The organism is Streptomyces sp. NPDC001502 (assembly GCF_042894785.1).
Lineage (GTDB): Bacteria > Actinomycetota > Actinomycetes > Streptomycetales > Streptomycetaceae > Streptomyces > Streptomyces kutzneri.
This window is the reverse complement of record NZ_JBIAVW010000002.1, coordinates 485,730-502,157: the sequence shown is the minus strand read 5'-3', so window position 1 is coordinate 502,157 and position 16,428 is coordinate 485,730. Positions and strand designations below refer to the sequence as shown.

Sequence of the window (16,428 nt, the reverse complement as noted above, 5' to 3'; positions counted from 1 at the left end):
GGTCCCCGCGCGGTGGGCCTGGCCGCGGAGCGGGCGGCCTACGCTGGGGCGGGTGAAGGTGCCCGGGGGGGGGGCCCCGCCCCGGGGGGGGGGCCCGCCCCCCGGGGGGGGGGGCCCGCGGGCGGCGCGGGGGTCGGTGGTGGAGGACATCAGGAGAGGGCCTTGTCCCACTTCTCGGCGAGGGTGGCCTTGGCCTTGTCGAGCTCTTCGGAGGCGGGGAAGGCCGGGGTGCCCTGGACCTGCGGGAGCTTGGCGACGGCGGCCTTGTCGGCGGTGCCGTCCTGGGTCATGCCGGGCAGCAGGACCGGGCGGGCGTATCCCCCGAGCCAGAGGTTCTGGCCCTCGGCGCTGTAGAGGAACTCCAGCCACAGGCGGGCGGCCGCCGGGTTCGGGGCCTCCTTGTTGATGGCCTGCGAGTAGTACTGGGCGTAGACGCCGTCGGTGGGGACGGCGACCTTCCAGTCGACGCCCTTGCCCTTGAACTGGTCGGCGTAGCCGGCGTTCAGGTAGTCCCAGTCGATGGAGATGGGCGTCTCGCCCTTCTCGACGGTGGCCGGCGTGGACTCGACCGGGATGAAGTTCCCGCTCTTCTTCAGCTGGCCGAAGAAGTCGATGCCGGGCTGGATGTCGGCGAAGGAGCCCTTGTTGGCGAGGGAGGCCGCGTAGACGCCGCCGAAGGCCGAGCCGGACTTGGTGGGGTTGCCGTTGAGGGCGACCTTGCCCTTGTACTCGGGCTTGAGGAGATCCGCGAAGGTCTGGGGGCAGGTGGGGATGCGGGCGGCGTCGCAGCCGATGGAGACATAGCCGCCGTAGTCGTTGGTCCAGCGGCCGTCCGCGTCCTTCTGGGCGGCGGGGATCTTGTCCCAGGCGGTGACCTTGTACGGGGCGAAGAGGTTCTCGGCCGCGCCGCTGCGGGCGAAGGCGATCCCGAGGTCCAGGACGTCGGGGGCGCGCTTTTGGCCCTTGCGGGACTTGACGGCGGCGATCTCGTCGGAGCTGGAGGCGTCCGGGTTCTCGCTGTTCACCTTGATCTTGTACTTGGCCTCGAAGGCCTTGATGATCTCGCCGTAGTTCGCCCAGTCCGGCGGCAGCGCGATCACGTTGAGCTCGCCCTCCTTCTGCGCGGCGGCGGCGAGGGCCTCCAAGGAGCCGAAGTCGGCGACCGAGGTCGCGGCGCCCGGCTGCACGCCCTTCTTGGCGCCGTCGGCGCCGCCGGACTTCTGGTCGGGGGCGGCACCACATGCGCTGAGCGTGGTGAGTACGGCGGCGCTGAGCAGAACGGCCGCACCGCGACGGGCGGAGGAACTGAGCACGGTCTCTCCCGGAGACGAAGGTGGGTTCACTTGTCTGAACAAGTTGGCTCCAGTTCGCCCGGGCCCGCTGTACGGACGGTGAACGGCGCCTGTCCCCGGGAGCACAGCTCGAAGAAGAGAGAAGAATGACCGGAAGAAGCCGTGACAGAACCTGTTGCAATGATCATGGGAGACCGGTGCACAGCGATTCCGGCACGGCACCGCCGGCACACGGCGATCAGGGGGCGAAGGGCATGAGTACGAGCGCGGGAACGGCCAGGTACCTGGAGATCGCCGAGGCGCTGCGGCGGGAGATCCTCTCGGGCGAGCTCCCGGTGGGGGCGCACCTGCCCTCGGAGAGCGACCTGGCCGCACGCTGGTCCGCATCGCGCGGGACGGTCCGCCAGGCGGTCGCCACCCTCGCCGCGGAGGGGCTGATCGGCTCCCGCCAGGGCGCGCGGCGCATCGTCCTGCGCCGGGAGCGCCGGCACAGCTTCGGCGAGCTGAACAGCTTCGCCCAGTGGGCCGAGGGGCTCGGGCACCGGGCCGCCAGCCGCTTCCTGGCCCGCACCCGCAGGCCCGCCACGGCCGAGGAGGCGGACCGGCTCGCGCTGGCCCCCGGTACGGAGATCCTGGCCGTACTGCGGCTGCGGCTGCTCGACGGGGAGCCCACCATGGTGGAGCGGACCGCCTACGCCGACTGGGTCGCGGCGGCCGTCGAGGCGCTGCCGGCGGACTGCCGCTCCGTCATGGACAGCCTGGCCGAGGGTTCGGGGGTCACGGCCCACTACGGCGAGCACCTCATCGACGCGCTTCCGGCCGGCAGCGAGGACGCCCGGCTGCTGGAGATCCGGCGCGGCAGCCCGCTGCTGCGCCAGCGGCATGTCTCCGCGACGGCAACCGGCCGCCCGATCGAGTGGTCCGACGACCGTTACCGGGCCGGCAGCGTGACCTTCAGTGTGAGCAACTCTTCGGTAGCAACTCCCTTGGAGCGGCGCGTCGGAGACCAGTGACGGCGTCAGCCGGCGGCGCGCGCGGTCTCGGCGATCGCCCCGGGCAGCCAGTCGGTGACGCGGCCGAAGCCGAAGCCCAGGGCCGAGGCCCGGCCGTTGTCCATGGCGTAGGCGCGGTCGAATGAGAAGGGCGAGGCGGCGGCGCCCGCCCCGACCACCCGGTACCGCGGCCGTTGCCCGATCTGCGCCGCGACCGCCTCGCAGAGCGCGATCACGTCGGGCGCGCCGTGCGAGGCCGCGTTGACGGGTCCGGTGAAGGTCTGTTCCGCCGTCCAGTGCAGGAATTCGGCCATCTCGTGGTGATGGATGAACGAGGTGGCGTACGGGGCTTTGTGGACGTCGACGGGGGTCCTGGCGCCGATCCGCCCGACGTAGTGCGCGAGCCGCCCGGTGAACTCCGCCGCGCCGCCGCCGAGGACGTGCGCGGCGCGCACGCTGACGTACGGGAAGGCCGGGTCCCGCAGGAAGACGGCCTCGGCCTGCCGCTTCCCCTCGGCGTAGACGTACGCGGGCCAGGGCCCGGGCGCGCGGCCCGCCGCCCCGGCGAGCGGCAGCAGCGCGGGGTCGAGCGAAGCCTCGGTGACCGGGCCGGGGACGGAGCCGGAGGCGGGGGTGGCGCCGGGGGCGGGGGTGGCGTTGGGGGCGGGCGTGGCGTTGGGGGCGAGGGTGGCGCCGGGGGCGGGGAGACCGGCGGGGAGCGTGGCCGGGTCGTAGACCTCCATCGTCGAGGTCATGACGTAGCGCCCGGTCCGCCCGGCGAACACCCGCCGGGCGACGGCGGCCTGGAGCGGTGTGTAGCAGACCTGGTCCACGACCACGTCGAAGTCGCGCGGGCCCAATGCCACCCGCAGCGCTTCCTCGTCGTCGCGGTCGGCGACGAGAGCGCCCACGCCGGACGGTGGTGCGCCGGAGCCCCGGTTGAGCACGGTCACCTCGTCGCCCGCCTCGCGCGCCCGGGTGACCAGGGTCTTTCCGAAGTACCGGCTGCCGCCGATGACAAGAATCCGCTTCATGCGTTCGACTCTGCCGTTGTACCGTCCCCAGCGGTACTGACCAGCTGCTGAACGCGTCGTAAGGAAAACTGATGATCGATGTGCAGCGGCTTCGTGTCCTTCGGGCGGTGGCCGAGCACGGCAGCTTCAACCGGGCGGCCGGTGCGCTGATGTTGACCCCGTCGGCCGTCTCGCAGCACATCGCGGCGCTGGAGCGCACGGTCGGCCACCCCGTGGCGGTGCGCAGCACGCGCGGGGTCACCCTCACCGAGCCCGGGCGGCTGCTGGTGGAGGCCGCCGAGTCGATCTCCGCCGAGCTGGACCAGGTCCGCCACGCGATCGACCGGCTCACGGCGGAGCGGCCTCGCCTCACCGTCGCCACCTTCACCAGCGGGGGCCGGCACCTGCTGCCCGCTGCGCTGGCCCGGTTCGTGGACGCGCATCCGGAGGTGGAGCTGACGGTGCTGGAGAGCGAGCCGGAGGCCGCGGCGGCGATGGTGCGCTCCGGCGCGGCCGATCTCGCGCTGGCCTACCACTTCGACGGGCCGCCGCCCGTGCGTCCGGGTGAGCGACCGGGACTCGACTGGGTTCCGCTGATGGAGGATCCGCTGTGGCTGGTGCTGCCGCCCGGCCATCGCCTCGCGGACCGGCCGTCGGTCGGCCTGGCCGAACTGGGGGCCGACCGCTGGGTGCTGGGCTGCCTCAAGACGGAGGCCTACCTGCGCCGGTACGCGGAGCTGGCCGGTTTCGGCCTCCGGGTGGCGGCCTCCACCACCGACTACTTCTTCGCGCAGACCCTGGTCGCGGCCGGGGTCGGAGTCTCCCTGGTCCCGCATATCTCGCTGACCACGGCAGGGCAGTTGACCGCGATCCGCGTCGAACCCCCGCGTCCCGCCCGGCACATCGGACTGGTCCTGCCCCGGCGGCGACGCCCGCACCCCCATGCCCAGGCGCTGGCCGCCGCTCTGACCGCTGCAGCCGCCTCGCCCCACACACCGACCGGAGAGCGCCCTTGAACCACCTCCTGTGCGGACTGGCAGCCAATCCGGCGCTGCCGCCCGAACTGGTCGACCGACTGCTGACGCTCGCGCTGAAGGAGGCGGGGGCCGAGCCCGAGTGCGAGCGGGACTACGCCGACGAACTGCTCCGCGATCTGGCCGGCCGCACCGATCTGCGCCGCGACCAGGTGCGGGCGCTCGCCGCGTACGAGGAGGGCACCGCTGTGTCCCTCGCCTACCACGGGACGCTCACCGCCGCCGACTTGGATCCCGTGTCCACGCCGTACGCGGCCGTCGCCCTGATCGACGAGGGCCGCGGGCACCCCGAGTGGCCCCGCCTCCTCGCGGCGCACCCGGACTCCGGGATCCGCTGGAAGCTGGCCTCCTGCCCCGGCCTGCCGCCCGACGTCGTGGACCTGCTCGCCGCCGACCCGGATGTGGAGGTCGTGGTGGAAGTGGCCCTCTGCACGGACTCACCCGTGACCGCCCGCCTCGCACTCCACCCGGATCCCCGGGTCCGCTGCGCGGTGGCGTCCAACCACGCCACCCCGCTCGAAGCCGTGGTCGCCCTGGCCGAGGACCCCGAACTGACCCTGAGATGGGCACTGTCCGAACGAACCGATCTGCCACAGGCGCTCTACGCCCGGCTCGCCGCCGACCCGCTGCCCGGGGTCCGGGCCGCGTACGCCCGCAACCCCGGCATCGGCCAGGAGCTGATCCGCGTCCTGGCCGCCGATCCGGAGAACCAGGTGCGGCGCGCCGTCGCGGAGCATCCCCACGTGCCGCTCGACCTGCTGACCGAGCTGGTGGTCGGCGACCGGGCCGCGTGGAATGCGCTGCCGCGGATCGCCGCCGCCACGCCCGCCGAACTCACCGAGCTGGCCGGGTCCCGCCACGCGGCCGTACGGATGCTCGTGGCACGGCGGCGCGACCTGCCCCCGCATCTGCGCGACGCGCTGGCGGTCGATCCGGCTGCGGCCGTGGCCAGGGCCGTCGCTCCGCACCCGGGCCTGCCCGAGGAGCTGCTGCGCTCCATGGTCGCGCGGCACGGGGCGCAGGTCCTCGCCGCGGTGGCCGCCAACCCGGACGCGTCCGGCCCGCTGCTGGAGTACCTGACGCAGCATCGGCCGGGCGTGCGGAGCGTGTTCAAGGAGGTCGCCAAGCACCCACACGCGACCGGCCCGGCCTTGCTCGCCTGCCTGGCGGACCGTACGTCCCGGCCGCTGGCCGCCGCTCACCCGGCGCTGCCGCCCGAGGCCATCACCGGGCTGCTCGCCGACGAGGACCGATGGGTGGCGGAGGAGGCGGCGGGCAACCCCTCGCTGCCGCGTGCCGTGATGGTGGAGCTGATGCCCTGACGGTCCGTCGGCCGGGTCACCCCGCCGGCGCCGGAGGGGGTCCCGGACGCGGAGCAGCGACCGAGCCGGGGGTCACCAGGCCCGTCTCGTAGGCGAGGACGACGGCCTGGGCCCGGTCGCGCAGCGACAACTTCGCGAAGATGCGGGCCACATGGGTCTTCACCGTGGCCTCGCTCAGCGTGAACTCGCGTGCCAGCTCGGCGTTGGAGAGCCCCTGCCCCATCAGGGTCAGCACCTCGCGCTCGCGCGGGGTCAGCGCGGCCAGCTCCTGGTGGACGGCGGCCGCCGGGGCCTGGTCCGCGGCGGCCGCGCCCGGACCGCAGCGCTCCACCAGGCGGCGGGTGATCGACGGGGCCAGCAGCGCGTCGCCGGTGCTGACCAGGCGGACGGCGGCGGCGAGGTGTTCGGGGGTCACGTCCTTGAGCAGGAAGCCGCTGGCCCCGGCGGCGAGGGCGGCGTACACGTACTGGTCGAGGTCGAAGGTGGTCAGCATGATCACCCGGCAGTACGGTGCTTCGGCGAGGATGCGCCGGGCGGCCTCCAGGCCGTCCATGTTCGGCATCCGGATGTCGAGCAGCACGACGTCGGGGTGCAGTCGGCGCACCGCGGCGACGGCCTCCACCCCGTCGGCGGCCACGCCGACCACGTCGATCCCGCGGGCCGTCAGGATCAGCCGGAAGCCGGTGCGGACCAGGTCCTGGTCGTCGGCGATCACCACACGGGGCGCGGGCGCGGCAGGCACGTTCGGCACAGCAGCCGCGTCCGGCACGGCAGGCACGTCCGGCGTGGTCACGGCCGCTCCAGCGGAAGCCGGGCGCGCACCCGGTAGCCGCCACCGAGGCGGCGGCGGGCGTCGAGGTCGCCGCCGTAGACGGCGACGCGCTCGCGCAGGCCGAGCAGTCCGCGCCCGGTGCCCTCGGCCTTCGGCCGGTCCCGGCCTCCGGCGGGCGCCGGTGCGGGCGCGTCCCCCGTCAGCACGCTGGGTCCGCGGCCCAGCACCTCCACGCGCAGCGCGTGCTCCTGGTACCGCACGGTCACCTCGGTCCTGCCTCCGTCCCCGTGTTTGAGCGCGTTCGTGAGCGCCTCCTGGATGATCCGGTACGCCGTGACGTCGATCCCGGCCGGGAGCGGGCGCGGTTCCCCCGATATCCGTACGTCCACCTGCAGCCCGGCGAAGGCGAACCGGTCGATCAGCGGGCTGAGCCGGGCGAGGGTCGGCTGCGGCGCCAACCGGGTGGCGGCCGAGGCCTCGTACGGTGCGTCGGCGCCGTCCTGGGCGGGGGCGAGCAGGCCCAGCAGGTGCCGCAGTTCGGTCATCGTGTTCCGCCCGGCCCGCTCCACGGCGCCCATCGCCGCCGCGGCCTCCTCGGGCAGGGTGGCGAGCACCTCGCGGGCGGCTCCGGCCTGGACCACCATCAGGCTCACGTTGTGGCTGACGATGTCGTGGAGCTCCGCCGCGATCCTGGCCCGTTCGGCGTCGACGGCACTGCGGGCCGCGCCCTCGCGCTCCCGCTCCAGCAGCCAGCCACGCTCCTCCAGCGCCACGCGGTGGCCGCGCCGGGCGCGCAGCAGGGCCACGCCGAGCGCGCCGGCCACGGCCGCCGCCACGCAGGCCGCGACCACGGCGATGACCAACCCCACCCCGAACTCCCCCGCCCCGTAAGCCTGGACGCCATTGTGCCGGACGGTCGGCATACATCCCCAGGATGACCTGCCCGTACGGTTACATCCGGGGGCCGACGCCCCGCCCGCGGGCTCCGCCTTAGGTTCGGGCCATGACAACTGATCATGACACTGGGCGGCAGGTCGTCGTACGGCTGGACCGTGTGCACAAGGAGTACGGCGACGCGAAGGCTCTGGACGGTCTGTCACTGGAGATCCGGGCCGGGGACGCGGTGGCCGTGATGGGCCCGTCCGGCTGCGGCAAGTCCACGCTGCTCAACATGGTGGCCGGGCTCGACCGGCCGACCTCGGGCACCGTCGAGGTGCGGGGACAGGACCTGGGCGGGCTGAACGAGACCGGGCTGGCGCTCTTCCGGCGCCGGCACATCGGCATGATCTTCCAGTTCTTCAACCTGATCGACGACCTGCCGGTCCTGGACAACGTGGCGCTGGCCGCCCAGCTGACGGGCGCCCCGGCCCGGCAGGCGCGCCGCCGGGCCCTGGAACTCCTCGACGAGCTCGGTGTGGCGGACCGCCGCAACAACTATCCGGCGACGCTCAGCGGTGGTGAGCGCCAACGGGCCGCCGTGGCACGTGCCCTGATGAACCGTCCGGCGCTGCTCCTGGCCGACGAGCCGACCGGCGCCCTCGACAGCCGGGCGGGCGAGCAGGTGATGGACCTGCTGATCGACCTCAACCAGATCGGCCAGACCCTGCTGATCGTCACGCACGACCCGCAGTTGGCCACCCGGTGCGCGAGCAGGCTGGTCGAGGTCGCCGACGGCCGGGTCGCCCGGCAGAGCGCGCTGGAGGCGACCGCGTGAGCGCCGTGTGGCGGGCCTCGCGCGCGGCAGTGAAGCGCCGCAGGCTCCAGACGTTCGTCATCGGGCTCGTCGTGCTCTGCTCGACCACGACCGTCCTCCTCGCGCTGGGACTGCTCGACGCCGCCTCCAGCCCCTTCGACAAGGCGTACGCCGCCCAGCGCGGCCCGCACACCGTGGCGACCTTCGACACCGAGAAGGCATCGCCGGAGCAGCTCGCGCGGACGGCCCGCCGGCCCGGGGTGGAGGTCGCGGCCGGGCCGTTCGAGCAGAGCGTCCTGGACGTTCCCGCAGGCTGGCTGTGGATGGCTGGCGGCTCCCTCACGGTGGTGGGCCGGGCCGGCCCGGGGGGCCCGGTGGACCGGATCGAGCTCCTGGAGGGCCACTGGGCGACCGCGCCCGGCGAGATCGTCGTCAGCTGGAATTCGAACGGCTCCCCCGGACCCCGGGTACTGGGAACCAAGCTGGAAGTGCCCGGCTCCGCCCCGCTGACCGTCGTCGGGGTCGCGGCCGGCGTGAGCAGGTCGGCGGGCGCCTGGGTCTCGCCCGAGCAGATGACCGCGCTGCGTCCGTCCGCCGCGCAGATGCTCTACCGCTTCACGCACTCCTCGACGGACGCCGAGCTGGCCGCCGCGCTGGCCGGGGCGACCACCGAACTGCCCGAGGGGGCGGTGACCGGCGCGCAGACCCATCTCGCCCTGCAGCAGGCCTTCTCGGCCCTGGCCGATGCCTATCTCCCCTTCATGACGCTGTTCGGTGTCCTCGGCCTCCTGGTCTCCGCCCTGATCGTCGGGAACGTCGTCAGCGGGGCGGTGGTGTCCGGGTACCGGCACATCGGCGTGCTCAAGGCCCTGGGCTTCACCCCGAACCAGGTCGTCACCGTGTACCTGACGATGACGGCCGTACCCGCGGTCGTCGGCACCGTCCTCGGCACCCTGCTCGGCAACGCGCTGGCCGAGCCCGTCCTCAGGGTCGCGTTCTCCGGCGTCGAGACCGGCCGGGCCGCCGTCGGCGACGTCGGTGCGTGGGTGTCCGTCGTCTGCCTGCTGGGGATGCCCGCCCTCGTCCTGCTCACCGCCCTGGTCCCCGCGCTGCGGGCGCACCGGCTCCCCGCCGCCCGGGCGATCAGCGCCGGTGGCGCCCTGCGGACCGGGCGCGGTCTGCGCGTGCAGCGCCTGCTCGGCGGCACCCGGCTGCCGCGCCCGGTCAGCCTGGGCCTGGGCCAGCCGTTCGCCCGGCCCGCCCGCACCCTGCTGACCATGGCGGCCATCGTCCTCGGCGTCACCACGGTGACCCTGGCGACCGGGCTGACCAGCACGATGCTCGCGTTCGGCGAGGCCGGCCGGGGCGGCGGCGGTGCCCGGATCCATGTGGAGGCCGGCGGGCCGCTCAACGACCGGCCCGCTCCCGTGCTCGGTGACGGCCCGACCGAGGACCGGCTGAGGTCCCTGCCCGGTGCGACGGGGGTACGGGCCCGCGGGCTGGCCCAGGTGAGCCTGGTCGGGCAGGTCCGGCCCGTCTTCGCCAACTTCTACCGCGGGGACGACCCCGCGGCTCCGGGCCGGATCGCCCGGGGCCGGGAGGCGAGGGCGGTCGGCGAGATCACGGCCGGGCCCGCCTTCCTGACCCAGAACGGGCTGAAGGTCGACGACCGGGTCACCCTGGCGATGAACGGCCGGCAGGTGGCGGTGACCGTCGTGGGTGAGCTCGTGGAGGGCGACGCGCGGGCCCTGGACGCCACCTGGCAGACCTTCCTCCGGCTGTCGCCGGAGGCCGGCGCGGCCGAGTACGAGGTGCGCCTGGCGGCCGGGGCCGACGCAGGGGCGTACGTGGCGGCGGCCGAGGCGATCGACCCGGGCCTGCGCGTGTCGGTGCTGGACGGCCGGAACGCCGGCACCATCACCGTCGTCGCCTTCTCGTCGGTGTTCACCGTCCTGCTGAGCATCGTGGCGGCGCTCGGCGTCTTCAACACGGTCCTGCTGAACGTCCGGGAGCGCCGCCGGGACCTCGGCATGCTCAAGTCGATCGGGATGACCCCGCGGCAGGTCGTGGCGATGACCGTGACCTCGGTGGCGGGTGTGGGCGCGGTCGGCGGGCTGCTCGGCGTCCCGCTCGGGCTGGTCGCACACCGGCTGGTCGTGGACCACGTCGGGGTGGTCACCTTCCCGGAGTCGATGAAGGACGTCTGGGACGCCCCGCTGCTGGCCGGCCTGCTGCTGGCGGGGGTCGCGATCGCCGTCCTCGGCGCGCTGGTCCCGGCCCGGTCGGCGGCCCGGATGACGATCGCGTCGGCCCTGCACACCGAATAGGGCCGTGCTCCGGGGCGGGCTGTCCGTTCGTCCGTTCGCGTCCTCGGTGACCGGGCGGGTAGTTTCCGAAGCCATGCGAACACGTCCGGTCGGTGCGCCGCCCCTCACGCTTGCCCTGGTGGTGTCCTGATGCCCCGTCCTTCTGACAAGGCCCGGCGTCTCGTGGTGGACGGGGACACGTACACGTGGTCGGTGCGGCACGCCCACCACCGGCCGGCCGGCGGCCCGGCCGAGGACTGCCGCGAGACCGTCACCGTCCACCTCGCCGGGGCCCCGGGGTGCCTGCGCGTCGTCTTCCGGAAGAGGGAGCCCGGACGGTATTCGCCGAGCGGCTATCTGGGGCAGTCCGGAGAGGTCGCCCGGATGGACGGCGGCAGCCTGAACCTGTACGAACCGGGAACCGCCCTGGCCCTGATGGCAGCGGCCCGGGCCCAGGGGTGGCGGCCCGCCGGTGCCTCGATGGAGTTCGACGGCTGGACCCTCTTCGACGCCGCGGTCGCGGCACGGCCGTCCGCCTGAGAGGGCGGTGGCCGACGCCGTCCGCCTGAACTCCCTGTGAACTCCCGCTGACGCCCCGCCCCCCGGCCCGTCCCGAGTGAATTCGTCACTTCCCCGGGCCGGGGGTCGTTAGGGCCTGGGGGTTGACTCGGGGGCGAAGGGATGACGGAATGCGGCAGTTTCCTCTGGAGATGCACCACATGGCACCCGGCCGGGTGGTCGAGTGGCGGCTCAGGTCCACGGCGGCGGAGGCCGCAGACACGGGTGACCCGGTGGGCAGGAAGGCGTCCTTCAACCAGGACAAGCACTTCACCGTCGCCGAGGAGAGCAGGGCCGCCGACGACCCGGTCGCGTCCTGGGTCGCGGTGACCTTCGAAGTGACCGGGCCGCTGGACGAGCAGGCGCTGGCGCAGTCCCTGCTCTCCTTCGTGCAGCGGCACGAGGTCCTGCGGTGTGCGTTCCGCCGTCTGGCGGGCGAGGTGGCCTGTGAGCCGTTCGACCCCGCCGGACTGTCCCTCGAACCCCGGCAGGTGGGCACCTTCGAGACCTCCGGCCTGCTGCGCGACTTCCTCGTCGAGCGGTTCAAGCGGAGCATCGACACCCTCTCCTGGCCGCTGTTCATCATGGGTGCGGTGGAGCGCGAGGACTCCGCGACGGTCTACCTCGCGTTCGACCACATCGTCTGCGACGGCATGTCGATGCCGATCGTGGCCCGCGAGGTGTCGACCGGCTACGAGGCCCTGTGCCGCGGCGAGCGCGTCGAACTGCCGCCCGCCCCCAGCTACCTCGACTTCGCCGAGGAGCAGCGCCGCCGCTACCTGTCCATCGACGACCGCGACGAACGCCTGGATTACTGGAAGGCGTTCATGGGGCCGGCCGGTGAGTTCTTCCCCCGGTTCCCCCTCGACCTCGGTGTCGAGCCGGGCCGGATGTACCCGATCGTCAACGAGGCCTCCACCCTCCTGGACGCCGCCGAGGCCGAGGTGTTCGAGAAGACCTGCCTGGCGGCCGACGGCAAGCCGTTCATGGGGGTGCTCGCCTCGGTCGCCGTGTGTCTGCGCGAGGCGGGCGGCCCGGGCGTCTACCGCGGCCTGATGCCGGTCAGCGAGCGCGGCCGGGAGACCTGGGCGCATTCGGTGGGCTGGTTCGTCAACACGCTGCCCATCGAGTTCGATGCCTCGCCCGGCCGGGACTTCGCCCAGGTCATGGCCTCCGTCCGGGCCGGTTTCAGCGAGATGATGAGCCATCTCGACGTGCCGTTCGTACGGGCGTGGGAGTTGCTGGCGCCCGAGGAGTTCGCCGCCCGGTCCTGGCCGTACCCGGTGAACTTCTTCTCGTACATCGACATGCGCAAGTGCCCCGGGGCCGAGCGCCACGACGAGTGGCGGCCCACCACCCACGTGTGGTCGGCGCGCGCCAACGGGGCCTGTTCGTGGTTCCAGCGGGACGCGGAGGGGCTGCACATGAACTCCCTCTACGTCGACACCCCGGCGGCCCGCCGGACCATGGGCGACTTCCAGGAGGCGCTGCGCCTGACCGTCCAGGAGATCGCCCGGTCCGGCGGATTCCGCCGGCCCATCGCGCTGACCGCACCGCGGCGGCCCGTGCGGACCCCGCTGGACGTGGCCGCGTTCGCCCGCCGCGGCTGAGCCGCGCCCCGGGGTCAGACCGGCCGGGCCGCCGCCCGCAGACCGGCCGGCGAGGTGCGCCGCAGCACGGCGATCCCGACGGCGAAGGCCCAGTAGACGAGGAGGGCGGCCGTCAATGCCGTGTTGCCCCAGCCCACGGCGCTGTAGAAGCGGGCGGCGTCCGTCCCGAAGAACAGTGAGGGGACGAAGGCGAGGTTGACGGCCGCGATGGCGTGGGCCGTGTACCCGGTCCAGCGCGGCAGGACCCCGGCGCGCAGGATCGCGTACCCGGCGGCGGCCAGGAGGACCGCCGTCAGCAGCCGGGCGGCCGAACCGTGCAGCAGCATGTTGGCGTGGGCGAGCGGGCCGTCCACGGTCGGGTCGAGGCCCCCGCCGGGGTGCTCCAGGACGATGCCCGCCTCGACGGACGCGGCGACCAGGGTGATGGTCACATAGGCCAGCCCGGCGCCGAAGACCACGCCGGCCGGCCAGTCGAAGGCGGGGCCCGCGCCCCGGATGACGTGGCGCAGGCCCGCGAGGAAGACGAGGAGGGCCGCGCAGGTCAGGAGGTTGAGGAGGATCCGGGCCAGGACGTTTCCGGCGGGGGGTGGTCCGGAGTGGACGAAGTAGAGCGGTACCGCGACGGCGGCGAGTGCGCCCGCCGCGACGCCGCAGATGCCCGTGAGTCGTAAGACGTGGTTCTCGTTCATCGGTTTCCCTTTCCCTCTGGTGCGGGTGAAGACTTCTCGATGCCGTCGAGCAGGCGCGCGATGCCGCAGGCCACGATCGGGGCGACGGCGCCGTCCTCCTCCTCGTCCAGACCCGGCTCGCCCGCGAGCGCGCAGAGCGTGGGGAAGTTCCCCGGGTCGAGGCGCTCGGCGAGGACCTGTCCGTACGAGGCGGCGCCGGCCGGGTCGAGTTCGAAGGCGATCCGCGCCAGGTCGCGCACGGCGCCGGAGACGAAGGTGGCGAGCGGGATCAGCTCGCCGCGGGCGGCGCCGGAGCGGGCGAGCGGACTCAGCAGTGCCTCGAACCAGGCGAGTTCGTTCGGTCCGACCGGGGCGCTGACCGTCGGGACCCGCACCAGCCACGGGTGGCTGCGGTACGTCGACCAGAGCGCGTCGACCCAGGCTTCCACCTCGCCGCGCCAGCCCGCCCCGGTGGCTGCGGGCGGGCGGCCGCAGGCGGCGTCGGCCATGGCCGCAAGCAGATGCTCGCGGCCGGGCACGTGCCGGTAGAGGGCCATCGCCGTACAGCCCAGCTCGGTGGCCACGCGCTGCATCGACAGCACGTCCAGCCCGTCGGCGTCGACGACGGCGACGGCCGCGTCGACGATCCGGCGCGGGGTGAGGCGCGGGCGGCCCTCGGCCGTCCGCTCGGCGTCGACCCGCCACAGCAGGTCGGCGACGGTGGCGAGATCGGGCGGGGCGGCTGATCCGCCCTGCCCCCGGGGCTCACGGGGCATGGGGCCCCTCCTCTGCGACGAGAGCGGGAGGTGGGATGTTTATGGCCTACACAAAATATATGACATAAACATCCGGGGCAAGGGGGTGCCGGGACCGGTCCCCCCGCCGGGTCAGAGCCGGGCCGCGCGGCCCAGCAGCAGGGTGCGTTCCTGCGCGTTGCGCGTGAGGGAGGCCGCCCGCTCGAACTCCGCGCGGGCCTCCTCGGTCCGGCCCAGCCGCTCCAGCAGGTCTCCCCGTACGCTCGGCAGCAAGTGGTAGGCGCTCAGAGCCGGTTCCCGGGCCAGGGCGTCGACCAGCGGCAGGGCCGCCTCCGGCCCCTCGGCCATCGAGACGGCCACCGCCCGGTTGAGCTCCACCACCGGGGACGGGACCAGCTGGACGAGCCGCCCGTACAGCGCGGCGATCCTCGGCCAGTCCGTGTCCTCGTAGCGGACCGCCGCCGCGTGGCAGCCGGCGATCGCGGCCTGGACGGAGTACGGGCCGTTCCCCGCCCGGCCCAGCGCCCGGGCGCCGCGGTGGATGAGCAGGCGGTTCCACCGGGACCGGTTCTGGTCGGCGAGCAGCACGGGTTCCCCGTCGGGGCCGGTGCGGGTGGCGATCCGGGAGGCCTGGAACTCCAGCAGCGCGGCCAGGCCGTGCGCCTCGGGTTCCTCGGGCATCAGGGCGGCCAGTACGCGGGCCAGGCGCAGGGCGTCCTCGCACAGGGCGGGGCGGACCAGGTCGTCGCCGGCGGTGGCCGCGTACCCCTCGTTGAAGACGAGGTAGATGACCTCCAGGACCGAGGAGAGCCGCGCCTCGCGGTCGGCGCCGTACGGGACCTCGAAGGGCACCCCGGCCTTGGCCAGGGCCCGCTTCGCCCGGACGATGCGCTGGGCGACGGTCGCCTCGGAGGCGAGGAACGCGCGGGCGATCTCCTGGGTGGTCAGTCCTCCCATCAGGCGCAGGGTGAGCGCGATCCGGGCCTCGGTGGCGAGGACCGGGTGGCAGGAGGTGAAGATCAGGCGCAGCAGGTCGTCGTCGATGTCCTCCGGGTCGGCCGGCTCGGCGGGCGGTGGCACGTCCTCCAGGGTCCGGCCGACCTCCGCGAGTTTGCGCGCGTACGTCTCCCTGCGGCGGACGAGGTCGATCGCGCGGTGCTTGGCGGTGGTCATGAGCCAGGCTCCGGGCCGGTCCGGGACCCCTGTCCGCGGCCACTGCTCCAGCGCCGCCACGAGGGCGTCCTGGGCGATCTCCTCGGCGATGCCGACGTCCCGCACGACGCGGGCGACACAGGCGATGATCCGCGCGGACTCGATCCGGAACACCGCTTCGACCGCCTGGGCCGCACTCACTGCCGTCACGGCCACCCATCAGAGCAGCCGTGACGGGGCAGGGCAAACGCGGCGCGGGCGCGCCGGGATCACATCTCCTGGATCTCCCGGACCTCGGCGCTCACCTTCCATTCCACCGGGTGGATCTCAAGGAACCGCCGGGTCCACTCGATGGCCTCGGCCTTGTCCTTGCACTGGGTGAGGGAGTAGCCGCCGACGACCTCCTTGGTCTCGGTGAAGGGGCCGTCGGTGTAGCTGATCCTCCCGCCGGACCAGCTGAGGCGGGTCGCTTCGGAGGTGGGGAGCAGCCCGGCGGTGTCGAGCATGACCCCGGCCTTGGTGATCTCCTCCAGCAGTGCGCCCATGCGCTGCTCGAACTCGGGCGGGAACTCGTCGCTGGGCAGGTCCTGCTCGTCGATGCGGATCATCGTCAGGAAGCGCGGCATGGTGACTCCTCGGTCAGGAGGGCGGGGACTCTCCCCGCCTCTCACCCCTGCGTCGAACGGGAGACGCCCGGATCGACAGCCTCCGGGAAATTCTTCGAAGATTTTCCCCGGGCGGCCACCGCGGTCCCCCGTCCGGCCGCCCCGCAACCGGCTACTCACGAGTAGGATCGCGGGCCCGGACACCTTCGAGAGGATCCCCCGATGCCCCGCGTCTCCTCCCCCCACCTGCTGGCAGGCCTCCTGGCCACGATGGCGGTCGCCCACGCGGCCGCACCCGGGAAGTTCGACGCGACCATCCCCCGTTCGCTGCCGGGCAGCCCGCGCGCGTGGACGTACGGAAGCGGGGTGGCCGAACTCGCCCTCGCCGCCGGGGTCGCCCATCCGCGCACCCGCCGGGTGGCCGCGCTGGCCACGGCGGCGTTCTTCGTCGGCGTGTTCCCGGCGAACGTGAAGATGGCCGCCGACGCGCGCCACGCCTCCCCCGCCGTCCGGGCCGTGACGCTGGGCCGACTGCCGCTGCAGATACCGCTGGTGCTCTGGGCCCGCAAGGTGAGCCGGAACGCCTGAGGCCGCCGAGCCGGTCGTCGACCGGCCGCCGGACCGGCCGCCGGACCGGCTCCCGGGATGGCCCTTGC

The 16,428-nt window shown here is 73.8% G+C and carries 16 protein-coding genes; 8 read left to right on the top strand and 8 right to left on the bottom strand.

Annotated features, from left to right (window positions below; genetic code table 11):
• Positions 1-149: 149 nt before the first annotated feature.
• Positions 150-1,313, bottom strand: a complete 1,164-nt coding sequence (locus tag ACFY0D_RS04700; RefSeq protein WP_390796939.1) for an ABC transporter substrate-binding protein — start codon at positions 1,311-1,313, stop codon at positions 150-152.
• 233 nt (positions 1,314-1,546) lie between these two features.
• Between ACFY0D_RS04700 and ACFY0D_RS04695 the strand changes: the two genes are divergently transcribed.
• On the top strand, positions 1,547-2,305 hold the full coding sequence (locus ACFY0D_RS04695; RefSeq protein WP_390796938.1) for a GntR family transcriptional regulator: 759 nt from the start codon (positions 1,547-1,549) through the stop codon (positions 2,303-2,305).
• Between the two features lie 5 nt (positions 2,306-2,310).
• Here the strand turns inward: ACFY0D_RS04695 and ACFY0D_RS04690 are convergent, their stop codons facing one another.
• On the bottom strand, positions 2,311-3,318 hold the full coding sequence (locus tag ACFY0D_RS04690; protein ID WP_390796937.1) for a reductase: 1,008 nt from the start codon (positions 3,316-3,318) through the stop codon (positions 2,311-2,313).
• A 71-nt stretch (positions 3,319-3,389) separates the two neighbouring features.
• On the opposite strand from ACFY0D_RS04690, the gene ACFY0D_RS04685 reads away from it, so the two are divergent.
• On the top strand, positions 3,390-4,313 hold the full coding sequence (locus ACFY0D_RS04685) for a LysR family transcriptional regulator (protein WP_390796936.1): 924 nt from the start codon (positions 3,390-3,392) through the stop codon (positions 4,311-4,313).
• On the top strand, positions 4,310-5,653 hold the full coding sequence (locus tag ACFY0D_RS04680) for a hypothetical protein (RefSeq protein WP_390796935.1): 1,344 nt from the start codon (positions 4,310-4,312) through the stop codon (positions 5,651-5,653). Before ACFY0D_RS04685 ends, ACFY0D_RS04680 begins: the two co-directional genes overlap by 4 nt.
• A gap of 16 nt (positions 5,654-5,669) precedes the next feature.
• On the opposite strand, the gene ACFY0D_RS04675 is transcribed toward ACFY0D_RS04680, so the two are convergent.
• The gene (locus ACFY0D_RS04675) at positions 5,670-6,395 is read right to left on the bottom strand and encodes a response regulator (protein ID WP_390796996.1); all 726 of its coding nucleotides are present in this window, start codon (positions 6,393-6,395) and stop codon (positions 5,670-5,672) included.
• A gap of 47 nt (positions 6,396-6,442) precedes the next feature.
• Positions 6,443-7,294: a sensor histidine kinase gene (locus ACFY0D_RS04670; RefSeq protein ID WP_390796934.1), complete on the bottom strand. Its 852-nt coding sequence runs from the start codon at positions 7,292-7,294 to the stop codon at positions 6,443-6,445.
• A gap of 134 nt (positions 7,295-7,428) precedes the next feature.
• Here ACFY0D_RS04670 and ACFY0D_RS04665 point away from each other — a divergent pair, with 134 nt between their 5' ends.
• From ACFY0D_RS04665 to ACFY0D_RS04650, 4 genes are all read left to right on the top strand, one after another.
• A complete protein-coding gene (locus ACFY0D_RS04665; protein ID WP_390796933.1) occupies positions 7,429-8,139 on the top strand; it encodes an ABC transporter ATP-binding protein in 711 nt (236 codons plus the stop codon).
• Positions 8,136-10,445 carry an ABC transporter permease gene (locus ACFY0D_RS04660; protein ID WP_390796932.1) on the top strand — a complete coding sequence of 770 codons (2,310 nt, stop codon included), beginning with the start codon at positions 8,136-8,138 and terminating at the stop codon, positions 10,443-10,445. Before ACFY0D_RS04665 ends, ACFY0D_RS04660 begins: the two co-directional genes overlap by 4 nt.
• A 129-nt stretch (positions 10,446-10,574) precedes the next feature.
• Positions 10,575-10,964: a hypothetical protein gene (locus ACFY0D_RS04655; protein WP_390796931.1), complete on the top strand. Its 390-nt coding sequence runs from the start codon at positions 10,575-10,577 to the stop codon at positions 10,962-10,964.
• A 149-nt stretch (positions 10,965-11,113) separates the two neighbouring features.
• Positions 11,114-12,592, top strand: coding sequence for a condensation domain-containing protein (locus ACFY0D_RS04650; protein ID WP_390796930.1), 1,479 nt, complete (start codon positions 11,114-11,116; stop codon positions 12,590-12,592).
• A 14-nt stretch (positions 12,593-12,606) separates the two neighbouring features.
• Here the strand turns inward: ACFY0D_RS04650 and ACFY0D_RS04645 are convergent, their stop codons facing one another.
• From ACFY0D_RS04645 to ACFY0D_RS04630, 4 genes are all read right to left on the bottom strand, one after another.
• Entirely contained in the window at positions 12,607-13,281 is a 675-nt protein-coding gene (locus ACFY0D_RS04645; protein ID WP_390796929.1) for a hypothetical protein, read from the bottom strand.
• Complete coding sequence (locus tag ACFY0D_RS04640) at positions 13,278-14,036, bottom strand: TetR/AcrR family transcriptional regulator (RefSeq protein ID WP_390796928.1); 759 nt, start codon at positions 14,034-14,036, stop codon at positions 13,278-13,280. The genes ACFY0D_RS04645 and ACFY0D_RS04640 overlap by 4 nt, the downstream gene beginning before the upstream one ends.
• Positions 14,037-14,147: 111 nt before the next feature.
• Positions 14,148-15,368, bottom strand: coding sequence for an RNA polymerase sigma factor (locus tag ACFY0D_RS04635; RefSeq protein ID WP_390796995.1), 1,221 nt, complete (start codon positions 15,366-15,368; stop codon positions 14,148-14,150).
• A 68-nt stretch (positions 15,369-15,436) separates the two neighbouring features.
• On the bottom strand, positions 15,437-15,793 hold the full coding sequence (locus ACFY0D_RS04630; RefSeq protein ID WP_390796927.1) for a YciI family protein: 357 nt from the start codon (positions 15,791-15,793) through the stop codon (positions 15,437-15,439).
• A 201-nt stretch (positions 15,794-15,994) separates the two neighbouring features.
• Here ACFY0D_RS04630 and ACFY0D_RS04625 point away from each other — a divergent pair, with 201 nt between their 5' ends.
• Entirely contained in the window at positions 15,995-16,360 is a 366-nt protein-coding gene (locus ACFY0D_RS04625) for a hypothetical protein (RefSeq protein ID WP_390796926.1), read from the top strand.
• Positions 16,361-16,428 lie beyond the last annotated feature (68 nt).

Bases quoted from the DNA above. Each gene is read 5' to 3' on its own strand.
- ACFY0D_RS04685 (WP_390796936.1), top strand. From the start codon at position 3,390: ATGATCGATGTGCAGCGGCTTCGTGTCCTTCGGGCGGTGGCCGAGCAC.
- ACFY0D_RS04640 (WP_390796928.1), bottom strand. From the start codon at position 14,036: ATGCCCCGTGAGCCCCGGGGGCAGGGCGGATCAGCCGCCCCGCCCGAT.
- ACFY0D_RS04695 (WP_390796938.1), top strand. From the start codon at position 1,547: ATGAGTACGAGCGCGGGAACGGCCAGGTACCTGGAGATCGCCGAGGCG.
- ACFY0D_RS04650 (WP_390796930.1), top strand. From the start codon at position 11,114: ATGCGGCAGTTTCCTCTGGAGATGCACCACATGGCACCCGGCCGGGTG.
- ACFY0D_RS04630 (WP_390796927.1), bottom strand. From the start codon at position 15,793: ATGCCGCGCTTCCTGACGATGATCCGCATCGACGAGCAGGACCTGCCC.
- ACFY0D_RS04690 (WP_390796937.1), bottom strand. From the start codon at position 3,318: ATGAAGCGGATTCTTGTCATCGGCGGCAGCCGGTACTTCGGAAAGACC.
- ACFY0D_RS04625 (WP_390796926.1), top strand. From the start codon at position 15,995: ATGCCCCGCGTCTCCTCCCCCCACCTGCTGGCAGGCCTCCTGGCCACG.
- ACFY0D_RS04655 (WP_390796931.1), top strand. From the start codon at position 10,575: ATGCCCCGTCCTTCTGACAAGGCCCGGCGTCTCGTGGTGGACGGGGAC.
- ACFY0D_RS04645 (WP_390796929.1), bottom strand. From the start codon at position 13,281: ATGAACGAGAACCACGTCTTACGACTCACGGGCATCTGCGGCGTCGCG.
- ACFY0D_RS04665 (WP_390796933.1), top strand. From the start codon at position 7,429: ATGACAACTGATCATGACACTGGGCGGCAGGTCGTCGTACGGCTGGAC.